The 19,359-nt window shown below is 72.2% G+C and carries 18 protein-coding genes; 5 read left to right on the top strand and 13 right to left on the bottom strand.

The window, feature by feature from the left end; all coding sequences use genetic code 11:
- Positions 1-3: 3 nt before the first annotated feature.
- The 4 genes from ACLBX8_RS24685 (at position 4) to ACLBX8_RS24700 (ending at position 3,989) form a co-directional block, all read left to right on the top strand.
- Complete coding sequence (locus tag ACLBX8_RS24685; protein WP_447700581.1) at positions 4-771, top strand: enoyl-CoA hydratase-related protein; 768 nt, start codon at positions 4-6, stop codon at positions 769-771.
- Positions 768-1,610, top strand: coding sequence for an SDR family NAD(P)-dependent oxidoreductase (locus ACLBX8_RS24690; RefSeq protein WP_447700582.1), 843 nt, complete (start codon positions 768-770; stop codon positions 1,608-1,610). The genes ACLBX8_RS24685 and ACLBX8_RS24690 overlap by 4 nt, the downstream gene beginning before the upstream one ends.
- A gap of 244 nt (positions 1,611-1,854) precedes the next feature.
- Complete coding sequence (locus ACLBX8_RS24695; protein ID WP_447700583.1) at positions 1,855-3,540, top strand: B12-binding domain-containing radical SAM protein; 1,686 nt, start codon at positions 1,855-1,857, stop codon at positions 3,538-3,540.
- Positions 3,541-3,668: 128 nt separating this feature from the next.
- Positions 3,669-3,989 carry a DMT family transporter gene (locus tag ACLBX8_RS24700; RefSeq protein WP_447700584.1) on the top strand — a complete coding sequence of 107 codons (321 nt, stop codon included), beginning with the start codon at positions 3,669-3,671 and terminating at the stop codon, positions 3,987-3,989.
- Positions 3,990-4,004: 15 nt separating this feature from the next.
- Here the strand turns inward: ACLBX8_RS24700 and ACLBX8_RS24705 are convergent, their stop codons facing one another.
- From ACLBX8_RS24705 to ACLBX8_RS24765, 13 genes are all read right to left on the bottom strand, one after another.
- The gene (locus ACLBX8_RS24705) at positions 4,005-5,690 is read right to left on the bottom strand and encodes a methyl-accepting chemotaxis protein (RefSeq protein ID WP_447700585.1); all 1,686 of its coding nucleotides are present in this window, start codon (positions 5,688-5,690) and stop codon (positions 4,005-4,007) included.
- A 97-nt stretch (positions 5,691-5,787) separates the two neighbouring features.
- Positions 5,788-6,792: a magnesium transporter CorA family protein gene (locus ACLBX8_RS24710; RefSeq protein WP_012320756.1), complete on the bottom strand. Its 1,005-nt coding sequence runs from the start codon at positions 6,790-6,792 to the stop codon at positions 5,788-5,790.
- A 138-nt stretch (positions 6,793-6,930) separates the two neighbouring features.
- Positions 6,931-8,178 carry a methyl-accepting chemotaxis protein gene (locus tag ACLBX8_RS24715; protein WP_447700586.1) on the bottom strand — a complete coding sequence of 416 codons (1,248 nt, stop codon included), beginning with the start codon at positions 8,176-8,178 and terminating at the stop codon, positions 6,931-6,933.
- Between the two features lie 93 nt (positions 8,179-8,271).
- The gene (locus ACLBX8_RS24720; protein ID WP_447700587.1) at positions 8,272-8,640 is read right to left on the bottom strand and encodes a response regulator; all 369 of its coding nucleotides are present in this window, start codon (positions 8,638-8,640) and stop codon (positions 8,272-8,274) included.
- Positions 8,641-8,691: 51 nt separating this feature from the next.
- A complete protein-coding gene (locus ACLBX8_RS24725) occupies positions 8,692-9,489 on the bottom strand; it encodes a ParA family protein (protein WP_447700588.1) in 798 nt (265 codons plus the stop codon).
- On the bottom strand, positions 9,486-9,755 hold the full coding sequence (locus ACLBX8_RS24730; RefSeq protein WP_447683365.1) for a hypothetical protein: 270 nt from the start codon (positions 9,753-9,755) through the stop codon (positions 9,486-9,488). The genes ACLBX8_RS24725 and ACLBX8_RS24730 overlap by 4 nt, the downstream gene beginning before the upstream one ends.
- Positions 9,755-12,337 carry a chemotaxis protein CheW gene (locus ACLBX8_RS24735; protein ID WP_447715861.1) on the bottom strand — a complete coding sequence of 861 codons (2,583 nt, stop codon included), beginning with the start codon at positions 12,335-12,337 and terminating at the stop codon, positions 9,755-9,757. The genes ACLBX8_RS24730 and ACLBX8_RS24735 overlap by 1 nt, the downstream gene beginning before the upstream one ends.
- A complete protein-coding gene (locus ACLBX8_RS24740; protein WP_091683012.1) occupies positions 12,334-12,705 on the bottom strand; it encodes a response regulator transcription factor in 372 nt (123 codons plus the stop codon). Before ACLBX8_RS24740 ends, ACLBX8_RS24735 begins: the two co-directional genes overlap by 4 nt.
- A 1-nt stretch (position 12,706) precedes the next feature.
- Positions 12,707-13,570 (bottom strand): CheR family methyltransferase, encoded by an 864-nt coding sequence (locus tag ACLBX8_RS24745; protein WP_447700590.1) that lies wholly within the window; start codon positions 13,568-13,570, stop codon positions 12,707-12,709.
- 12 nt (positions 13,571-13,582) lie between these two features.
- On the bottom strand, positions 13,583-14,182 hold the full coding sequence (locus tag ACLBX8_RS24750; RefSeq protein WP_447700591.1) for a HEAT repeat domain-containing protein: 600 nt from the start codon (positions 14,180-14,182) through the stop codon (positions 13,583-13,585).
- A 19-nt stretch (positions 14,183-14,201) separates the two neighbouring features.
- The gene (cheB, locus tag ACLBX8_RS24755) at positions 14,202-15,257 is read right to left on the bottom strand and encodes a chemotaxis-specific protein-glutamate methyltransferase CheB (protein ID WP_447715862.1); all 1,056 of its coding nucleotides are present in this window, start codon (positions 15,255-15,257) and stop codon (positions 14,202-14,204) included.
- Positions 15,258-15,307: 50 nt separating this feature from the next.
- Positions 15,308-16,891 (bottom strand): chemotaxis protein CheW, encoded by a 1,584-nt coding sequence (locus tag ACLBX8_RS24760; protein ID WP_447715863.1) that lies wholly within the window; start codon positions 16,889-16,891, stop codon positions 15,308-15,310.
- A 54-nt stretch (positions 16,892-16,945) separates the two neighbouring features.
- Positions 16,946-18,874 (bottom strand): methyl-accepting chemotaxis protein, encoded by a 1,929-nt coding sequence (locus tag ACLBX8_RS24765; protein ID WP_447715864.1) that lies wholly within the window; start codon positions 18,872-18,874, stop codon positions 16,946-16,948.
- Positions 18,875-18,998: 124 nt separating this feature from the next.
- Here ACLBX8_RS24765 and ACLBX8_RS24770 point away from each other — a divergent pair, with 124 nt between their 5' ends.
- Positions 18,999-19,331: a hypothetical protein gene (locus tag ACLBX8_RS24770; protein ID WP_447715865.1), complete on the top strand. Its 333-nt coding sequence runs from the start codon at positions 18,999-19,001 to the stop codon at positions 19,329-19,331.
- The last annotated feature ends 28 nt before the right edge of the window (positions 19,332-19,359 follow it).

A 19,359-nucleotide genomic window follows, 5' to 3' on the forward strand; every position in this document is an offset into this window, starting at 1 on the left:
ATCATGGCCGAACCCGTCACGATCGCCGACCTCGCGGGCGGCGTCCGCCTGATCACCCTGAACCGTCCGGAGAAGAAGAACGCCCTCACGGGCGCCATGTACGACGCGATGCGCGCGGGCCTGGTGGAGGCCGACGCGTCGGACGCGGTCGGCGCCGTGGTCTTCGCCGGGCAGCCCGGCATGTTCAGCGCCGGCAACGATCTCGCCGACTTCATGGGACATGCCGGTGATGGATTCAGTTCCTCGCCGGCGCTGGCCTTCATCCGCCAACTCGCCCGGACCCGCACCCCGATGGTGGCGGCGGTCGACGGGATCGCGGTCGGCATCGGCGCGACGCTCTGCCTGCACTGCGACCTCGTCTACGCGAGCCCGGCGGCGCGCCTGCGCATGCCCTTCGTCGAGCTCGGCCTCGTGCCGGAGGCGGCGTCGAGCTACCTGCTGCCCCTGCGGGTCGGTCGGCTCCGGGCGACCGAGCTGCTGCTCCTGTCCCGGCCGCTGGAGGCCGACGAGGCGCAGGCCCTGGGCCTCGTCAACGCGGTGCTGCCCGCCGACATGCTGGTCGAGCAGGCCATCGCGCAGGCCGCGCGCCTCGCCGCCCTGCCGCGCGGGGCGCTGACGGCGTCCCGGGCGCTGATCCGGGGCGACCAGGCGCAGGTCGAGGCGGCCCTGGAGGCTGAGGCGAAAGCCTTCGACGCGCAGCTGCGCTCGCCCGAATCCCAGGAGCGGCTCGCCGCCTTCCTGTCGCGGTCGAAGCCCGCCGCCTCGGCGTGAGCCCGCCCGACCTCTCCCAGAAGATCTGCCTCGTCGCGGGCGCGTCGCGGGGCGTCGGCCGGGGTCTCGCCCGGGCGCTGGGCGAGGCGGGGGCCACGGTGATCGTCACGGCTCGCTCCAGCGAGACCGGCCCGCGCACCGAGATGCGCGCCGAGGCGATCGAGGACACGGCCCGCGCGGTCGACGCCGCCGGCGGCCGCGGTCACCACTACCTCTGCGATCACCACTCCGAGCGCGCCACCGACGCGCTGGTCCACTGGGCTCTGCGCCGGTTCGGGCGGATCGACGTCGCGGCCTGCAGCGTGTGGAGCGGCAACGAGGGCTACGACGGCGAGCGTTACCCGGACGGTGCCGGCTGGGGCACGCCGTTCTGGCGCCGCTCGGCGGAGCCGTACATCGGCCTCCTCGAAGCCGGGCCGCTGCCGGCCCTGCTGCTCGCCCGGGCGGTCGCCCCCGCCATGGTGGCGGCGCGCGCCGGGCTGCTGGCGCTCGTCTCCTTCGGGACCGAGGATTACCTCGGCGACGTGTTCTACGATTCCGCCAAGGCCGCGACCAACCGGCTGACCCTGGCCTTCGCCCGGGAACTCGCGCCCCACGGCGTCACCGCCCTCGGGCTCTCGCCGGGCTCCGTCGCCACCGAGCGGGCGCGCGACCTCGGCCAGGAGCAGCACGCCACCGAGAGCCCGCTCTACGCCGGCCGGGCGCTCGCGGCGCTCGCCGCCGACCCCGGCATCGCCGCCCGGGCGGGCGCCGTGCTGCATGCCGGCGACCTCGCGCGCGTGTACGGCTTCACCGACGCCGACGGGACGCGGCCGGAGCGGTTCCGCGTCGGGCCGTGACAGTTTTGGCGGGACCTGTCGCCCGAATGGCGCAGCCCCGCGGCAAACGGGCCGGATCCGCCCCGGGACCCGTCGGCGGGGTTGATTCGCGCGGCCCGGACGCGCGTCCTGTCGGGATCGGCGGCTCCGATTGCTGCGGGAGCGAAAAACGGCCTTAATTCGCCCGCAGGTCAGCAGAGCGATCCTGTGCCCGCCCCGATCTCCGGTCGGGCCGGGACCGTGCGTGTGAACGAGGGAAACTGGCATGTCGGAAGCGAACACGGCCCCGCGCGTGCTGATGGTGTTCCCGAAGTTCTACGAAAACTCGATGTGGAACTTCAAAGAGGCCATGGAGCTGCAGGGCGCCCGCGCGCCCGCGCCGCCGCTGGGCCTCATCACGCTGGCCGCGATGCTGCCGCCGGCCTGGCAGGTGACGCTCATCAACCGCAACTGCGAGGAGCTGACGGACGCGCAGATCCAGGCGGCCGACCTCGTGATGACCGGCGGCATGCTGCCCCAGGAGCCGGACTGCCTCGTGGTCATCGACCGCTGCGTGGCGCTCGGAACCCCGGTCTGCGTCGGCGGCCCGGCCCCGACCTCGACGCCGGAGGTCTACGACAAGGCCGACTTCCTGGTGCTGGGCGAGGCCGAGGGCATCCTCGACACGTTCGTGGCCGCCTGGGAGGCCGGCGAGCGCCGCGGCCGGCTCACGGCCGAGAAGTTCAAGGCCGACGTCACCAAGAGCCCGATCCCGCGCTTCGACCTGCTGACCTTCAGCCACTACCTCTACATCGGCGTCCAGTTCTCGCGCGGCTGCCCGTTCACCTGCGAGTTCTGCGACATCATCGAGCTCTACGGCCGCGCCCCGCGGACCAAGACCACTCCGCAGATGCTGGCCGAGCTCGACCGGCTCTACGGCCTCGGCTACCGCGGCCATGTCGACTTCGTCGACGACAACCTGATCGGCAACAAGAAGGCGATCAAGCTGTTCCTGCCGCACCTGATCCAGTGGCAGGAGGCGCACGGCTACCCGTTCAAGTTCTCCACCGAGGCCTCGCTCAACCTCGCGGACGACGACGAGCTGCTCGGGATGATGCGGGACGCGAACTTCTTCGCCCTGTTCACCGGGATCGAGACGCCCGACGAGGCGACGCTGATCCAGACGCAGAAGAAGCAGAACACCAAGCGGTCCATCGCCGACAGCGTGCACAAGCTCTACGAGCACGGCATGTTCGTCACGGCCGGCTTCATCGTCGGCTTCGACACCGAGAAGGACAGCATCAGCAAGGCGATGTCGCTGTGCATCAGCCAGACCGGCATCCCGATCGCCATGGTCGGCCTGCTCTTCGCGCTGCCGAACACGCAGCTCTCGCGCCGCCTGCGCAAGGAGGGCCGCCTCTACGAGAACTACGCGGCGACCACCGCCGACCAGGGCGACCAGTGCACGCAGGGCATCAACTTCGTGACCCTGCGGCCGCAGCGCGACGTGCTGGCCGACTACCGCGACGTCCTCCAGGAGATCTACGACCCGCCGAACTTCTTCGACCGGGTCCGGGTGGTCGCCCGGCGGGTGAAGCGGCCGAAATTCGCCGCCCAGAAGCTCAACTGGGGCCACATCGCCCACGATCTCTACTCGCTGCTGCGGGTGTGCTGGCGGATGACCGTGCGGCGTCCGGAGCTCGCCAAGCACTTCTGGAGCGTGTTCCTGGAGACCGCCCGCCGCAACCCGGCCGCCCTGGAGGCCGTGGTCACCAACATGGTGATCTACCTCCACGTCTACCCGTTCTCGCGCTACGTCATCCGCGAGATCAACGGCCGGATCGCCGACCTCGATGCCGGCCGCTGGGTGCAGCCGCCGGTCCTGGCGCCCGAGGCGGAGACCTGCAAGGCGCCGCCGGTCGGCAAGGTGGTAGCCAAGGCCGAGGTCAAGCACCTCGCCGCGGTGGCCTGAGGGATCCGCGGCCGCCGCGCTTGCGGGCTCGGCCGATCATCGCTAGCTGACCCGCCGCGAGGCCACGTCCTCCCCCCGCCGCGCGGGGCACAAGTCCGGGACGGCCCGGCCCTTTCGGGAGGGCCGCCGTGTCCTGGATCTATCTCGTCACCGCGGGCGTGCTGGAGGTCGTCTGGGCCTTCGCGATGAAGCAGTCGGAGGGCTTCACGCGCCTCTGGCCGACCGCCATCATGGCGTTGGCGATGGCCGGCAGCGTCGGCTTCCTGGCGCTGGCCATGCGCACGCTGCCCCTGGGCACCGCCTACACGATCTGGACCGGAATCGGCGCGGTCGGCGCCTTCCTGGTCGGCATCGCCGTGCTCGGGGAGCAGGCGAGTGCCAGCCGGATCCTCGCGGCCGGCCTGATCGGCTCCGGGCTCGTCCTGATGAAGCTGTCGAGCCCCGGCTGAGCCTGAGGCCGAGCCTCAGGCCGCGCGCACGGTGTGCAGGAAGGCGTCGATCTCCCGGCGCAGCTCGGCGGCCTCCTCCGAGAGGCTCGACGCGGAGGCCAGCATCCGCGTGGCGGCCGTACCCGTGTCGTCGGCCGCCCGCGCCACCGCGTCGATCGTCCCGGTGACCGCGCCGGTCCCGGACGCCGCCTCGGCCACGTTCCGGGCGATCTCCCGGGTCGCCGCGCCCTGCTGCTCGACGGCGGCTGCGATCGAGGTCGCCACCCCGTCGATCTCGCGGATGCGCGCCGTGATCCCGTCGATCGCGTCCACGGTCTGCCCGGTCGCGCCCTGGATACGGCCGACCTGACCGGCGATCTCTTCGGTGGCCCGGGCGGTCTGGGCGGCGAGCTGCTTCACCTCGCTGGCGACCACCGCGAAGCCGCGCCCCGCATCGCCGGCGCGGGCCGCCTCGATCGTGGCGTTCAGCGCCAGCAGGTTCGTCTGGCCGGCGATGTCGGTGATGAGGCGCACGACGTCGCCGATCCGGCCCGCGGCGGTGCTCAGTTCCTGCACGAGGCCGGCCGTGTCGCCGGCCTGGACCACCGCGCTCCGGGCGAGTTCGGCGGACCCGTCGACCTGGCGGCCGATCTCCTGCACCGAGGCGCCGAGTTCCTCCGCGGCCGCCGCGACCGTGCCGACATGCTGGGCGGCCTCCTGGGCGGCGCCCGCCACCGTGGCCGAGCGCTCCGCGGTGTGCGTGGCCGTGCCGCTCATCGCCTCGGCGTCGGCCCGCATGCCGAGGGCGGCGTCCGCCACTCGGGCCAGCACGCCGCCGACCGCGGCCTCGAAGGACTCGGCCATGGCGTGGACCGCGCGCCGGCGCTGCGCCTCGGCGCCGTCCCGCGCCAGGGCGGTCTCCTGCTCCAGGGCACGGGTGTGGATCAGGTTGTCCTTGAAGACCTGCACGGCCGCCGCCATCGCGCCGATCTCGTCGCGGCGCCCCGTATGCGGGACCGGCACGGTCTCGTCGCCCTCGGCGAGGCGGCCCATCGCGCCGGTCATGCGCTCGATGGGGCGCGCGATCCCGAACAGGGCGAACAGCATCGCGGCCGCCGCGACCGCGAGGCCGACCACGGTGGCGATCAGCGCGATCAGCTTGGCCCGCGTCGCCGCCTGCACGGTCTGGGTGACGTTGGCCTCGGTCTGGCCCCGCGCCGCCGCGATCGACTCGGTCAGGCTGGCCACCGCGGCGTCGTTCTGCGCCCCCGTCGCGGGATCCAGCACGAGTGCGAGGGCGCCCGGCTGGTCGCCCGCGATCATCAGCTCGACCACCTGCAGCTGGATGTTCTGGTAGGCGTTCCACGCGTTGGTGAAGCGCTCGTAGATCGCCCGGGCCTGCGGGCTCGTCAGGCGGTCCTGATAGGCTTGCCGGAGGCCGGACAACTCGCCGAGGGCGTCGGTCAGCGCTGTCTGGTTCCTGTCCAGGGCCGCCGCGTCGGGCGAGGCCACCGCGAGCCGGTAGAGCCGCAGGCGCGCGTCCCGCACGGCCGTCCCGATGGCCTCGGCCTGGTTCTGCGCGGGCAGGGCCTGCTGCGAGATCGCCGCGGCGTTCCGCTCGATCTCCGACAGGCTCACGACGCTGGCGATCCCCTGGCCCACGGCGGCGAGGGCGAGCAGGCCGATGGCACCGGCGAGGATCGTCTTGAGGGAGAAGCGCATGGGAGGTTCCGTCTACGCGGCCGCGCCGCGCCTTCAGGCCCCGCCATGCTCCCGTAGAGGTCTTAAGATTCTGTCGGCTCTATACCGGCGTTTGTTGTCAGAGCCACTTCTTCCACCGGAAGAAGAAGTAGGGAAATACCGCCGCCACGACCATCATGATCAGCGCCATCGGGTATCCGAAGGCGAAATCTAGTTCCGGTATGGACTTAAAATTCATGCCGTAGATCGACGCGATCAGGGTCGGCGGCATGAAGACGACCGCCATGACCGAGAACAGCTTGATGATGTTGTTCTGCTCCAGGTTGACGAGCCCCAAGGTCGCGTCGAGCAGGAACTGGATCTTCGTCGACAGGAAGGTGGCGTGCTCCTCGAGGGATTGAAGATCCCGTAGGGTCGAGCGCACGTCCTCGCGCAGGTCGCGCGGGGCCTTGTTGGTCCGGTAGGTCGCCGACAGCGAGAGCAGGATCCGCTCCATGGAGACGAGGCTCTCCCGCTGCTTGGAGATGAGATCGCCGTGCCGGCCCAGCGCCCGCAGCGTGTCCTGCAGCGCGGTGTTGCGGGCGGAGGGGTCCTCCTGCACTTCGAAGATCTTGCCCGACAGGCGGTCGATGCGCTCGCCCTGGAGCTGCAGCACGTCGGCGGCGCGGTCGATCACCGCCTCGATCAGCCCGGCCAGGATCGATTCGCCCGAGGGGGTCGAGGCGCCGCCGTTGCCCATCGAGCGCCCGGCGCGCTGCGTGTACATGCGGAAGGCCTGCGGCTCCTCGTGGCGCACCGTCACCAGACGGTTGCCGCGCAGGATGAAAGTGATGCCGGCCAGCCCCGGCTCCTCGGCGTCGCTGACCTTCGAGAGCACCCGGCCGGTCATGTAGCGGGCGCCGTCCTCGACGTAGAGCAGCTCCGAGGGCTCGATGTCCTTCATCTCTTCGCGGGTCGGCACCTCGATGCCCGCGAACGACTCGACCTTCAGTTCCTCCTCGCGGCTCGGGCGGATCAGATCGAGCCAGACCGTGTCCTCGGGGATCGTGTCCTGGAGATCGATGACGCGGCGCTCAAGCAGCGTGGCTCCGGCGCCGACGGCGGGCTGGTGGATGAAGATCACGTACGGGTCTCGGATGCGGATCGGTCACGGGACAGCGCGGGGCCGCAGCCCGCATCCGGCACCGCGACGGTCGATGCAAGCTGTGCCGCGGATGTGGCGCTGTTTTCTGACGCTTCCGTGACATCGCGGCCCGCCCCGTCAGAACAGCTCGATGTCGGGCGCTACCGGGTCGAGGGCTTGGTCGACGACGTGGTCGAGGGCCTGGGCGTCGACGCGGCGCTGGATCTGGGTGACGTAGCGCGCCCGCGCGGTCTCGAGGATCGCCGCCGGCGCGATCGCCCGCCCCGGCCCGGTGCCGATCAGCCGCCGGCGCAGGCCGTCGAGGCAGAGCTGCAGCGCCGCGTTGGCGGCGTCGACCGCCTCGATCTGCTGGCGGACGACGTCCTGGAACTGAACTTGGCCGAAGACCGACAGCACCTCGTCGCCCACCGCCGCATTCTGCGCCTTGACCTCGGCGAGGTCCGTCCGCGCCATCCCGAGGAGGACCCGGGTGGTCGTCTCGGCGATCCCGCCGAGTTCGGCCATCAGCGCGCGGAGGCGCTCCTGCTCGGTGCGGGTCGCGTCGTCCCCGCGATCGGCGATCAGCACCCGGCTGATCGTCTGCTGCGCGTCCGCCACCTGCACGCGCGCCTCGGCCATCGCGGTCTGGGAGGTCTGCGCGAGATCCTGGAGCTCCCGGGCGATGACCCGGAAGCCGGCTCCGTGGGCCCCGGCGCGGGCCGCCTCGATGTTGGCGTTGAGCGCCAGCATCCGGGTCGCCGCCCCGACCTTCTCGAGGCTGAGGATCAGGGCATCGAGCCCGCGCATCTGCCCGACGGCCACTTCGACGGTGCCGCGTTCCTCGCGGGTCTCGTTCAGGCGCCGGTCGAGATAGGCGCCGAGGGCCGCCGCCAGGGATTGCAGCGCGGCGTCGCTCTGCTCGGCGAAGCCGACGATGCGGTCGTGCGCGCCGCCGATGCAGGCGGCGCTGCGCGCCTGGGCGGCGTCGAGCCTCTGCAGCGAGGCGAGGATCGCGGCGGCGGCCGCCTCGGTCTGCGCGACGATGCTGCGCAGCTGCTCGCCCGTCACGGCGAAATAGGGGTCGAGGTCGCCGAGATCCCGGGCCACGGCCTCGGCGCAGGCCGCTCCGTGCGCCGGGGCGGCCGCCGGTTCGGCCCGAAGCGTGACCGCCATCGGCGGGGCATCCGGCTCGACCGCGCGGCAGGACGGTTGCAGCCCGCGGGTCACGAGGCCCCCGCAGAGCGCGGCGGCGGCCGCGAAGAGGAGCTGCGCCGGCTGCGCGATCCCCAGGATCAGCGGCACGGCCCCGACCGCGCCGCCGGCCGCGGCACTGAGCAGGAGCGTCCGCAGCTCGGTCTTCGCGGAGGGACGGGCAGCAATCTGCATCGCGGGAACGGTCATTCGGTCGGAAGCGGTGGCGCGGGGCCGGGCGAGGCCGAGGCCCGCGGAGCGGGCTTCAGCGGAGAGGGGTCGCCCGGATCAGGCGGCGCGGCGCTGAATCGCGGGGGCGACCTGTGTCAGGACCTGCAGCAGCTTGTCGGCCTGGACCGGCTTCACCAGCCAGCCGGTCGCCCCCGCCTGGCGCGCGCCGTCGCGCTTCTCCTGCTGCGATTCCGTCGTGAGAACGAGCATCGGCGTGAAGCGGGTCGGCGCGAGCTTCCGCAACTCCTGGATCAACTGGACGCCGTCCATGCCGGGCATGTGGAAGTCCGTGATTACGAGGGCCGGCCTCAGGCCTGCCTTGACCTTCGCGAGTGCCGTCTCGGCATCGGCGGCCTGTTCGGTTTCATATCCCGAACTGCGAAGTATTCCTGACATGCTCGAAAGAATGGTCGGTGAGTCGTCCACCAGTAATATCGTATTCATTTCTCGCTCTGAACTCCATGTCTGTGCGAACGGCTAAGTTTTAATCGTTCCAATCTGCCCGGCAATGCATTTTTCCATGACGTGGTCGCATAACAGCTCGAAGTCCTGCACCGCCCGCGCACGGGGATTCACGTACCGAACCGGCCGTCCGCATCCGAAGGCCTCCGCCAGAGCGATGTCCGTGCGGATCCCAGCCAGGAGGCGCTCCCGGCCGAACCGGCTCGCGAGCTGCTCGAGGGCCTCCCGCTGCATCGTGATCCGGAGATCCACCTGCACCGGCACGATCGAGAGGCCGCGCAGACCGGGATTGAGGCTCGTCGCCACCCGGAAGAACGCGCGCGCGAACTGCCCGACGCCGTCCACCGCGAGGTGGCTGAGCTGCGTCGGAACCAGGACGTGGTGCGCGCTCGCCAGGGCGCTGATCAGCAGGGCGTCGGCCGTCGGTGCGGTGTCGATCAGGATCACCGCGTAATCCGTCGCCAGGGGCTTCAGCGCCGCCGCGAGACCGAGGGGCGCGACGGCGCCGTCGGGGCCCGAGAAGCCGCGATCGGCCGGCAGCACGTCCACGTTCGGCACGGCGGTGCGCCGCACGGCGCGCCCGAGATCCGTCACCCCGGTGCCGCGGAACAGGTCGTGCACCGTCGGCTCGCCGGGCCTCGCCCGCACGCCGAAGCCGAGGCCGGCATGGCCCTGGCTGTCGAGGTCGACGAGCAGCACCCGCCGGCCGCGCTCCGCGAGCGCCGCGGCCAGATTCACGGCCGTCGTGGTCTTGGCGGTGCCGCCCTTGCGGTTCGCCACGGCGAGGATGCGCCCGGTCCCCGGCTCGGTCATCCGCGCTCGGCCTCCGCGGCGCCTTCCGCGGCGGCCTCGGGCAGCGCGGCCAGGCAGGCCGCCGGCACGGCTCCGGCCGGCCGGCCGCGGAGGGCGGGTGCCGCGACCATCAGCACCTGGAGCACCGCCGTGTGGAGCCACGCCGCGCCGGTGAGGTCGACGACGGCCTCCGGGGTGGCGCGCAGGATATCGAGCAGCGGCTCGGCATCCTCGACCGGGCAGTGGCCCGAGAGCCGGATGCGGGCGCCCCTGTGTTCGAGGGCCATCAGAGCAGATCCGACAGGTTGAGGACGAGGAGAACCCTTCCGTCGCCGAGGAGCGCCGTCCCGGAGAAGCCCGCGAGGCCGGCGAGGAGACCGTCGAGGGGCCGCACGATGACCTCCATGCGCTCGCGGAAGCCGTCGACCACGATGCCGACCCGCTCGCGTCCGACACGGGCGACCATGACGGCCTCCTCCTCCGGCGGCGCGTCCGAGGCCGCCGGGAGGCCCAGGCTGTCGGCGAGCCGGATCAGGGGGATCATCGCGTCCCGCAGGACGAAGGTCTCGCGCTGCTTGATCCGGTGGATCTGGTCCCGCGGAACCTTCACGGTCTCGGCCACCGCGTCCATGGCGACCCCGTATTGCTGGCCCCGCGCCACCACGGTGACGATGCGGGTCACCGCCATGGTCAGGGGCAGCTGCACGGTCACGCAGGTGCCCGCGCCCGGCTTGCTCGCGAGCCAGACGTCGCCGCCCGCCCTGCGCACCGCGCTGCGCACGACGTCCATCCCGACGCCCCGCCCCGAGAGGTCCGAGACCTGATCCCGCGTCGAGAAGCCGGGCGCGAAGACGAGGTTGACGAGATCCTCCGCGGTCATCTGGGCGGCCTGATCCGGGCCGATCAGGCCGCTGCGCAGCGCCTTCTCGCGGACCGCCTCCGGGTCGATGCCGCGGCCGTCATCGGCCACCTCGATGATGACGTTGTCGTTCTCCTGCCGCGCCGCGAGCCGCAGGGTGCCGCGCGCCGGCTTCCCGGCGGCGATCCGGATCGCGGGGGTCTCGATCCCGTGATCGAGGGCGTTGCGGACCATGTGGATCAGCGGGTCGGCGAGGCTCTCCAGCACGTTCTTGTCGGCCTCGGTCTCCTCGCCCAGGATCACCAGCTCGACCTCCTTGCCGAGCTTGCGCGTGATGTCGCGGACGAGCCGGGGGAAGCGCTGGAAAACCTGGCTCACCGGCATCATGCGGATCGCCATGACGCCGACCTGCAAGCTCTGGGCGATCCGGTCGATGACCGCGTACTGCTCCTTGATCTCCCGACCGAGCTGGCGCGAGCCGCTGACCTGCTCGACGCGTCCGGCGAGATAGGCGAGCCCGTTCTTGGCGACCGTCAGCTCGGCCGCGAAGTTCATCAGGGCGTCGACCTTGCCCTGCTCGACCCGCAGCATGCGCGCCGGACCCTTGGCGTCAGGGCCGGATCCCTCCGGGGCATCGCGCGGCTCGGTCGCCGGCGGCGGGGCCGCGGTGGGCCGCGGCGCGGGCTCTCCGGAGGGTGTCGGCATCGGCGGTGCGGCGGCCGCGCCGCTCGCCACGCCGCGGAGGACGGCGCCGAGGGTCTCGGTGGCGCCCGCGCGCGCTCGGCCCAGGGCTGCTTCCAGGGCGGCGGCCCGGCCGGGCACCAGATGCGGCAGGCAGCGCCGCACCACCGTGCGCACGGACTCGAACCGGCCCTCCGCGACGGCCGGGTCCGTCGGCACGGCCAGCATCTCGGCCTGCGCGGCGAGGATCGCCTCTGCCTGCTGGCGCAGGGCGAGGTCCGGGGCGGCCACCTCTGCGGGCGGCCGATCGGTCGGCGGCGAACCCGAGGCCGGCCGCGGGCCGCCGAGGTCGGCGGCGAGGCGGCGGAGCGTCTCGGTCTCCGCCGTGGCGGCCAGCGCCGCGATCCAGCGCAGGGCGCAGGCCTGCCGGGTCCCGGCACCGACGATCCCCAGCAGGGCGTCGGCGGCGGCGGCGAGGTCCGCCCGGGCGTCCTCGGCGAGGAGCGTCCCGGCCCGCGCGGCGAAGTCGCCGAACACCTCGGCCTCATCCTCCGTCCCGGTCAGGACGATCAGGTCGTCCGGCCGGATCGCGCCGACCCGGACCTGATCGGCGACGTAGCGCAGATGGTCGGCGACCGCCTCGGCGTCGGCGACGCACAGAACCTCGAAGCGGAGCCAGCTCAGCACCGGGTCGCAGGTCTCCGGCGACGGGGTTGCGGCGCGCGGCCGTACCCGCAGCGCGACGAGGCCCGGGGCCTGCGCCACAAGATGGGCCGGGTCGTCGCCGCGGAAGAAGCAGGTCTCGTCGGGCTCGTAGTGCCACGCGGTCAGGGGGGCGCCCGCTGCCGCGGCGCGCCTCCAGGCGGCCTGCCGGTCCGCCTCGGGGAGGTCGGCGAGCCAGTCCGGCGGCCCGTAATCGGCCCGCGCGACGGTGGCTTCGATCGCCGCGGGGAGCCACGCCCGCAGGGCCGTCACCCGGCCCGCCATCACGGCGTCGGCGTCGTCCGGCAGGACCGCGCGGCTCTCCAAGACGTCGATCCAGTGGCCGACCAGATCGAGGCTGTCGAGGAGCCCGTCCACGATGGCGGGTTCCAGGACGAGCGTGCCGGCCCGGACCTCGACCAGAAGGTCCTCGGCCGCGTGGACCAGATGGGTCAGCGGCGCGATCTCGAACAGGCCGGACGTGCCCTTGAGGGTGTGCACCGCCCGGAAGACGTCGTCGAGGGATTCGGCGCCCGGCGACTTCTCCAGGGCCAGCATGCCGCTCCCCGCGCGCTCCAGGAGCTCGCGGGCCTCGGGGATGAACTGGGCGAGCAGGGCGTTGGTCACGGTGCGGCTCCGGCCATCACGGTGGCGACCGCGACGAGGGCGTCCGGGCGCACCGGCTTGACGAGGTAGAGGTTGGCGCCCGCCGCGAAGGCCCGCGCGCGGTCGGCGCCGGCGCTCTCCGTGGAGATCATCACGGCCGGCACCGCCTGGAGCTCCGGCATGGTCCGGCCCTGCCGCAGGAAGGCGTAGCCGTCCATCTTGGGCATGTTCACGTCGACGAGGACGAGGTCGAAGCCCTCGGCGACGGCCTTCTCCAGGCCCTCGTAGCCGTTCACGGCCTCCTCGACCGCGAAGCCGGCCTCTTCCAGCACGTCGCGGTAGTACAGGCGCACCGTGGTGGCGTCGTCGACGACGAGGATCCTGGCCATGTCAGGCCTCCGCGCTCAGGGGCTTCTGGTAGACGATCGCCTCCGCGAACTTCCGGAGGTCGAACAGCGCGGAGATCCGGCTCATCGACTCGGAATGGCCGAGGCAGACGAAGCCGCCGGGATCGAGCGCCTCGTAGAGCGTCTGGGCGGCGCCGCGGCGGGACGCGTCGTCGAAGTAGATCAGCAGGTTGCGGCAGAACACGACGTCGAAGCCGCGGAACTGCCGGGTCGAGAGCGGGTCCGAGAGGTTGACCTGTGCGAAGGCGATCGAGTCGCGGATGTCCGGGATCACCTCGTGGGCGCCCTGCACCCGCCGGGTGTAGCGCTCCAGGGTCGCCCGGGGGACGTGCTGGACCGCGCGGTCGCCGTAGAGGCCGCGCTTGGCTTGGTCGAGCACGGCGGTGTCGATGTCCGAGGCGACGATCTCGATGTCGTACCGGTCGACCTCCGGCCACGTGTCGAGGAGCTGGAAGGCGATCGAGTAGGGCTCCTCGCCGGTCGAGCAGGGCACCGACCAGATCCGCACCGGCTCGCCCGGCCGCTTGCGCCGGGTGACCTCCGGGAGGATCGACCGGACGAGGCAGCGGAACTGGTACTCCTCGCGGTAGAAGTAGGTCTCGTTGACGGTCATCAGGTTGACGAGCGTCTGGAACTCCTGGCCGCTGGCCTGGAATCGCAGGGTGTTGAAGTAGTCGCGGAAGACCGGCAGCGCGCTCGCGAGCATCCGCTCCTGCAGGCGCTTGTCGACGAAGTAGCGCTTGTTGTCGGCGAACATGATGCCGGTCTTGCGGTAGAAGAAGTCGCGGAAGCGGACGAAGTCGGCATCGGTGACGACGGGCGTCGGCGGCGGGAACGGTGCGGTCATGCCGGCCGCCGGTCAGGTGATGCGGCGGCAGGCGGCCCTGGCCGCGAAGCGCAGGAACGGCGCGTCGGGGAAGCGGGCGGCGGCGGCCTCGATCTCCGGCACCATCTCGGGCGTGCCGATCTCGGCGAGCACGTCGAGGGCGGCGGCGCAGACGTTGACGTGCCCGTCCTCGGCCAGGACCCGGCGGGCGTAGGTCGCGGCCGCCGGGTGGCGCAGGGAGACCAGCACGTTCACCGCGAAGATCCGGCGGTCGCTGTCGGGATCGGTGAGGGCCCGCTCAAGGGCGCCGAGCACCGCCGCGTCCATCTCCTGCAGCGTCTCGATCGCGGCGTTGCGCAGCCAGACGTCCTCCGAGCCCAGCAGGCCGAACAGGCGCTCGGCCGCCGCCGGGGTGCCGATGCGACCGAGGGCGCCGAGGATCGCCTCGCCGACGCTCCGGTCCGCCTCGCGGGCGAGGCGGTCGGCCAGCAGGCCGGCGGCGTCGGGATCGGCGGCCAGGCGATGGGCCGCGTCGCGGCGCCCGGCGGCCGTCGGGCCCTCCAGGGCGATCCGGGGATCCTCCGGGGCTTCCGCCGGCGCGGGGAGGGCGGGGTGCTTGCGGACCAGGGCCATGGCAGTCTCGGTGTCGATCTCAGGAGAGCCAGCCGACGAGCTGCGCCGGGATGGAGCGGGCGGGCAGCGTCAGGGTCGCGCCGCCGAGGCGGATCAGCTCGGCCGGCATGCCGAACACGACGGCGCTCGACTCGGCCTCCGCGATGGTGCGGCCGCCGGCAGCCCGCAGGGCCGCCAGGGCGGCGGCGCCGTCGTCGCCCATGCCGGTGAGTTCGACGCCGATCAGGGCCTCGGGCAGCAGGTGATCCCGGGCGCTGCGGACGAGGCGGTCGACGCTGGGGTGCCAGCGCAGGGCCGGGTCGCTCGGGACGGTGGCGACCGCGAGCCGGCCGAGCCGGCGCTCGATCACCACGTCGGCGTCGCCCCGGCCGATGTAGACGCGGCCCGCCGCGAGGGGGACCGGGGCGGTCACCTCCACCACCCCCAGGGCGCAGAGGCGGTCCAGGCGCTGGGCGAAGGCCCCCGTGAAGGAGCCCGGCATGTGCTGGGCGATCACGACCGGCCAGGGCAGGTCGGCCGGAAGCTCCGGCAGGATCTCCTCCAGCGTCCGCGGTCCCCCGGTCGACACGCCGATCAGGACGCAGCCCTCCACGCGGGCCGCGGTCCGGGGCGCCGGGCGGCGCTTCGCGATCTCGCCGCGCCCGCGCCGGACCCGGTCGAGGAGGCCGCGGGCGCGGCGGGGCTTGGCCCGGGCCGCGACGCGGACCTTGGCGACCATCTCGTCCCGGACCTCGCCGATGTTGAGGGAGACGGTGCCGCCGGGCTTCTCCACGTAATCGACGGCGCCGAGCTGCATCGCCTCCAGGGTCACGGCGGCGCTCTCGCGGGTCAGCGACGAGACCATGACCACCGGGCGCGGGCGCGCCGCCATGATCTCGCCGAGGCAGGTGAGCCCGTCCATCTCGGGCATGTTGATGTCGAGGGTGACCACGTCGGGCTCGAAGCTGTCGATCTGGTCCAGGGCGTCGCGGCCGTTGCGCGCCGTGCGCACCTCGAACTGGCCCGTCTCCTCGAAGATCAGGCGAAGGTGTTTGCGCATCAGGGCGGAGTCGTCGACGATCAGGAGCTTGGGCATGGCGGGTTGCGTGGCAGGAGCGGCCTCGGACCGGGCCCGGAGACGGCGGCTCAGGCCGCCTGCAGATCCGCGACCTCGTGCCGGCTGAGGAGCCGGTCGACGTTCACCATCAGGATGATCCGCTTGGCGGCGGCGAGGTTGGCGACCCGCTCCACGGCGCTGTCTTCGTCCTGCGCGAGGTCCGGCGCCGGCACGATGGCCGAGCGGGGGATCTTCAGGACCTCCGAGACCGAGTCGACGATGAAGCCGGTCCGCACCCCCGCGATCGCGAAGACCATGATGCGCTGGCGGTCGTTGCGCGCGGCCTCCGGGAGCCGGAAGCGGCGGCGCTGGTCGACCACCGGCAGCACCGCCCCCCGCAGATTGACGATGCCCTCGATGAAGCCGGGCGTCCGCGGCACGTGGGTGAGCTGCTCGGGGACGCGGACGATCTCGTGCACGGCGTCGATCGGCACGCCGTACTCCTCGTCCGCCAGGCGGAAGACGACGAACTGCTCCTCCTCGTCGGCGCGCGTCGGCGCGGTCGCGGTCTGACGTTCCTGCACGGGTCCCTCCTCTGCGGCTCCGAGGCCGGCGAGGCCGGCGGCGATCCCGGTGGTGGCGAACAGGCGGGCGGCCGACAGGATCGAGACCAGCCGCTTGCCGCCGCCGAGCCGGCAGATCGCCTCGACCTCGCGCAGCGCGTCGCCCTGCGCGAGCAGGTCGGGCAGCGGGTCGACCACCGCGCGGGGCACCCGCAGCACCTCCTTCACCGTGTCGGTGACGATGCCGACGGAGCCGGCGGATTCCCGGGAGGCGACCACCACGATCCGGTTCTGCTCTCCCAGGGGCACGCCCGGCAGCCCGAACAGCGCCCGCAGGCTAACCAGGGGCAGCAGCCGGTCGCGCAGGTTGATCACACCGATGACGTGGCGCTCGGCCTTCGGCAGCTCGCTGACGCGGTCGGGGACCTGGACGATCTCCTGCACCTGCTCGATCGGCAGGGCGTATTCCTGGCCCGCGAGCTCGAAGGACACGAGCTGGATCTCGTCGGAGAGCCCGACCTCGCCCTCCGGCCGCGCCGAGGCCGCGCCGCCGGCCTCGATCGGCCCGACCGCGTTCCGTCCGCCCGACCCGCCCTCTGCGCCGGCGCGCCCGGACCCGCTGCGCTGCAGCAGGCGCCCGAGATCGATGATCAGCACGATGCCGGCCGGCCGCTTGATCACGCCCGCGAGCAGCTCGGTCGCCGCGGTGGCGGTGAGGCCGTCGGTCCCCTCGATCTCCCCGGGCTCGGCGGTGATCACGCTCGCCATCCGGTCGACCACGAAGCCGGAGGTCCCGCCGGCGCCGCCGCCGTCGCCGGACCCCTGGCCGACCACGACCACCCGGGCGGCGTCGTCGTGGACCCGGTCGGGCAGCTCGAACAGCCGCCGCAGGCTCGCCACCGGCAGGACCGAGCCGCGCAGGTTGGCCAGTCCCACCAGGGCGGGGGGTGCCAGGGGAACGTCGACCATGTCGGGCAGGCGGATGATCTCCTGCACCTCCGCGAGGGGCACCGCGTAGGTCTCGCGGGCGACGTGGAAGGTCACGAACTGGAGCGCGGAGGCGGTCTCCGACCGGTCGGTCGCGGCCGAGGCTGAGGCGTCGTTGGGCATGGCGGGCTCTGGGCTGAGCAGGATTCGGGTGGGGCCGTCCCGGCCGGGCGCGTCTCAGTCCTGGTTCTGGAGTTCGTCGGCCAGCGACGCGACCTCCTCGATGGCGGCGGCGAGTTCCTCCGCGCCGTTCGCCTGCTCGCGGGCGGCCTGCTGCGCCTCGTTCACCGCCTGGCCGCCCTGGCGGGCCGCCGTGGCGATCTGGTCGACGCCGCGCTTCGCCTCCTCGACGTTGCGGATGATCAGGTCGGCGCCCTGGAGGATCTGCCGGTTGCCGTCGAGCACCACGCCCATGTCGTCGGCGGTGGTCTCGAGGTCGCGGGTGATCGCCCGGTTCTTCTCGACCTCGGCGGCGGCCGCCGCGGAGATCGCCTCCAGGTCCCGGCGCACCACCACGATCTGGTCCTGGATCGCCTTCACGAGGTCCTTGATCCGCTCCGCGTTCTCCGAGGAATCCCGGGCGAGGTTGCGGATGTCGGTGGACACCACCATGAAGCCCTTGCCGAACTCGCCGGCCCGGGCCGCCTCGATCGAGCCGTTCACCGCCAGCATGTTGGTCTGGATCGCCACCGTGGTGATCGCGTCGACGATCTTGTCGATCTTCCGGCTCACCTGCTCCAGGGCGTTGATCTGCTCTCGGCTCCGGTCGGTCTCCGCGAGGGCGTTGCCGACGCCCGCGACCAGTCCGTCCACCGCGGCCCGGTTCTCCTGAAGCTGGCTCGTGATCAGGCCGCCCTTCTCCAGGGCGTCGCGTGCGCTGTCCTGGGCGAGGATCGCTCCCTTCTCGATCTGCGCGATCGCGGCCGCCGATTGCTGCGCGGCTGCCGTCTGCTGCTGGGCGCCCCGGTCGATCTGGTCGAGCGCCGTGGTGATCTGCGCGGCGGCCCGGTTGATCTCCTCCACCGCCGAGGACAGCTCCTCGGCCGCCGAGGCGACCTCCTCGGCGCTCTTGCCGACGTCGGTGGCGTTCTTCAGCTCGTCCGCCAGGGTCGCGAGCTCGGTGGCAGCCTGCTCGCTCTCCCCGAGGGCGGTGGTCTGCTGCTCGATGGTCTTGAGCGATTGCTGGCAGGCGGAGGATTGCTCCTCGGCCGCCGCCGCGATCAGCTCGGACCCCTTCTGCGCCTCGACCGCGGCCTTCTCAGACTCGACGGCCACCCGGGCGATGGTCTCGGCGCCGCGCATGATCTCGACCATGGCCTGCCGCACCGCCTCGAGCTGGGCGGTGATCGTCTCGCCCCGCGCGACCTCTTGGCGCGCGCCCTCGGCCGCGCGGTTGATGCCCTCGGCGATGACCTTCACGTCTTCCTGGATCCGGCCGATCAGCGCCTGGATCTCCTGGGCGCTGCGCTCGGAGGTCTCCGCCAAGGTGCGGACCTCGTCGGCGACCACCGCGAAGCCCTTGCCGTGCTGGCCGGCCCGGGCCGCCTCGATGGCGGCGTTCAGGGCCAGGAGATTGGTCTGGTCGGCGATGCGAGCGACGGCGCGGACGATGTCGCCGATATTGGCCGCCTGCCGCTCCAGCTCGACGATCAGCGTGACCGAGGCCGCCTGACGCTCGGCCGCCGTGGCGATCGAGCCGACGCTGAGCCGGATCTGCTGGCTCACGCCGGCGATGAGTCCCTGGAGCGCCTCCGATTTCTGGCGCGAGATCTCGGCCTCGGTGCGGGCGGTGCCGATCGCCTCCGACACGGTCGTGACGGCGCGCTGTGACTGCTCGGAGGCCCCGGCCGCCTCCTCGGCGCCGGCGGCGATCTGCTCCATCGCCTTGCGCAGCTCCTCGGCCGCCGACGAGGCCTCGGCGACGCCGCTGGCGAGCTGGGTTGTCGCCGCCGCGATGCGCTCCGCCGCCTTCTGCTGCTTGGCGAAGGTCCGGGCCTTGCGCCGGCTCTCCTCGTTGAGGCGCCCGAGCTGGCTCAGACTGGCCGGCTCACCCTTCCGGACCTGCGCGTGCGATCCCGACAGGGCGGCTTTCTTCACGAGGGCCATGGCGGCGTTTCCTTCACCTGAAGTCGCGGCTGTACGTCACCGCCCCCAGGCTAGGACCCGCGACACGCAAGTCTTACGAAGCATCAAGTTGCGAATCAATAAACGAGAACACGATTTTTGAGCAATGATCCGCTCGAAGGACCGCCATATCCGCGAATATGAAGATCAATATTTGGATTATATCTACAAAAAGACTGGCTTGAAGATAGGATTTTGGATTATGAATATGGATATATTTGCAACCAATATGGAAATATGCGCTGGCAACAATCCTGTTCGCGGGTCGCTGCTGTATCGAGCCGGCGGTTTGGCCAAGCCCCTCGGCGGACCCGCGGGGCCCGCAGGCCGGAGCGAGCGCGATCTGAAGTTCCGCGCCGCCCGAGGTCGCGCCGAATGGAGAGCCGTTTGCGGGGCACGGCCCGGTCGAACACCGCGGCCCGGACAGGCGATGGCCTGAGCGGGAACCCGGCCCGAGCGACCCCGAC

The sequence above is a fragment of the Methylobacterium sp. D48H genome, assembly GCF_053345715.1.

Coding starts and splice junctions, on each gene's coding strand:
- ACLBX8_RS24725 (WP_447700588.1), bottom strand. CDS start 9,489: ATGACCGAGCCGGGGACCGGGCGCATCCTCGCCGTGGCGAACCGCAAG.
- ACLBX8_RS24705 (WP_447700585.1), bottom strand. CDS start 5,690: ATGCGCTTCTCCCTCAAGACGATCCTCGCCGGTGCCATCGGCCTGCTC.
- ACLBX8_RS24770 (WP_447715865.1), top strand. CDS start 18,999: ATGATCCGCTCGAAGGACCGCCATATCCGCGAATATGAAGATCAATAT.
- cheB (WP_447715862.1), bottom strand. CDS start 15,257: ATGCCCAAGCTCCTGATCGTCGACGACTCCGCCCTGATGCGCAAACAC.
- ACLBX8_RS24685 (WP_447700581.1), top strand. CDS start 4: ATGGCCGAACCCGTCACGATCGCCGACCTCGCGGGCGGCGTCCGCCTG.
- ACLBX8_RS24765 (WP_447715864.1), bottom strand. CDS start 18,874: ATGGCCCTCGTGAAGAAAGCCGCCCTGTCGGGATCGCACGCGCAGGTC.
- ACLBX8_RS24740 (WP_091683012.1), bottom strand. CDS start 12,705: ATGGCCAGGATCCTCGTCGTCGACGACGCCACCACGGTGCGCCTGTAC.
- ACLBX8_RS24730 (WP_447683365.1), bottom strand. CDS start 9,755: ATGGCCCTCGAACACAGGGGCGCCCGCATCCGGCTCTCGGGCCACTGC.
- ACLBX8_RS24760 (WP_447715863.1), bottom strand. CDS start 16,891: ATGCCCAACGACGCCTCAGCCTCGGCCGCGACCGACCGGTCGGAGACC.
- ACLBX8_RS24695 (WP_447700583.1), top strand. CDS start 1,855: ATGTCGGAAGCGAACACGGCCCCGCGCGTGCTGATGGTGTTCCCGAAG.
- ACLBX8_RS24715 (WP_447700586.1), bottom strand. CDS start 8,178: ATGCAGATTGCTGCCCGTCCCTCCGCGAAGACCGAGCTGCGGACGCTC.
- ACLBX8_RS24745 (WP_447700590.1), bottom strand. CDS start 13,570: ATGACCGCACCGTTCCCGCCGCCGACGCCCGTCGTCACCGATGCCGAC.
- ACLBX8_RS24750 (WP_447700591.1), bottom strand. CDS start 14,182: ATGGCCCTGGTCCGCAAGCACCCCGCCCTCCCCGCGCCGGCGGAAGCC.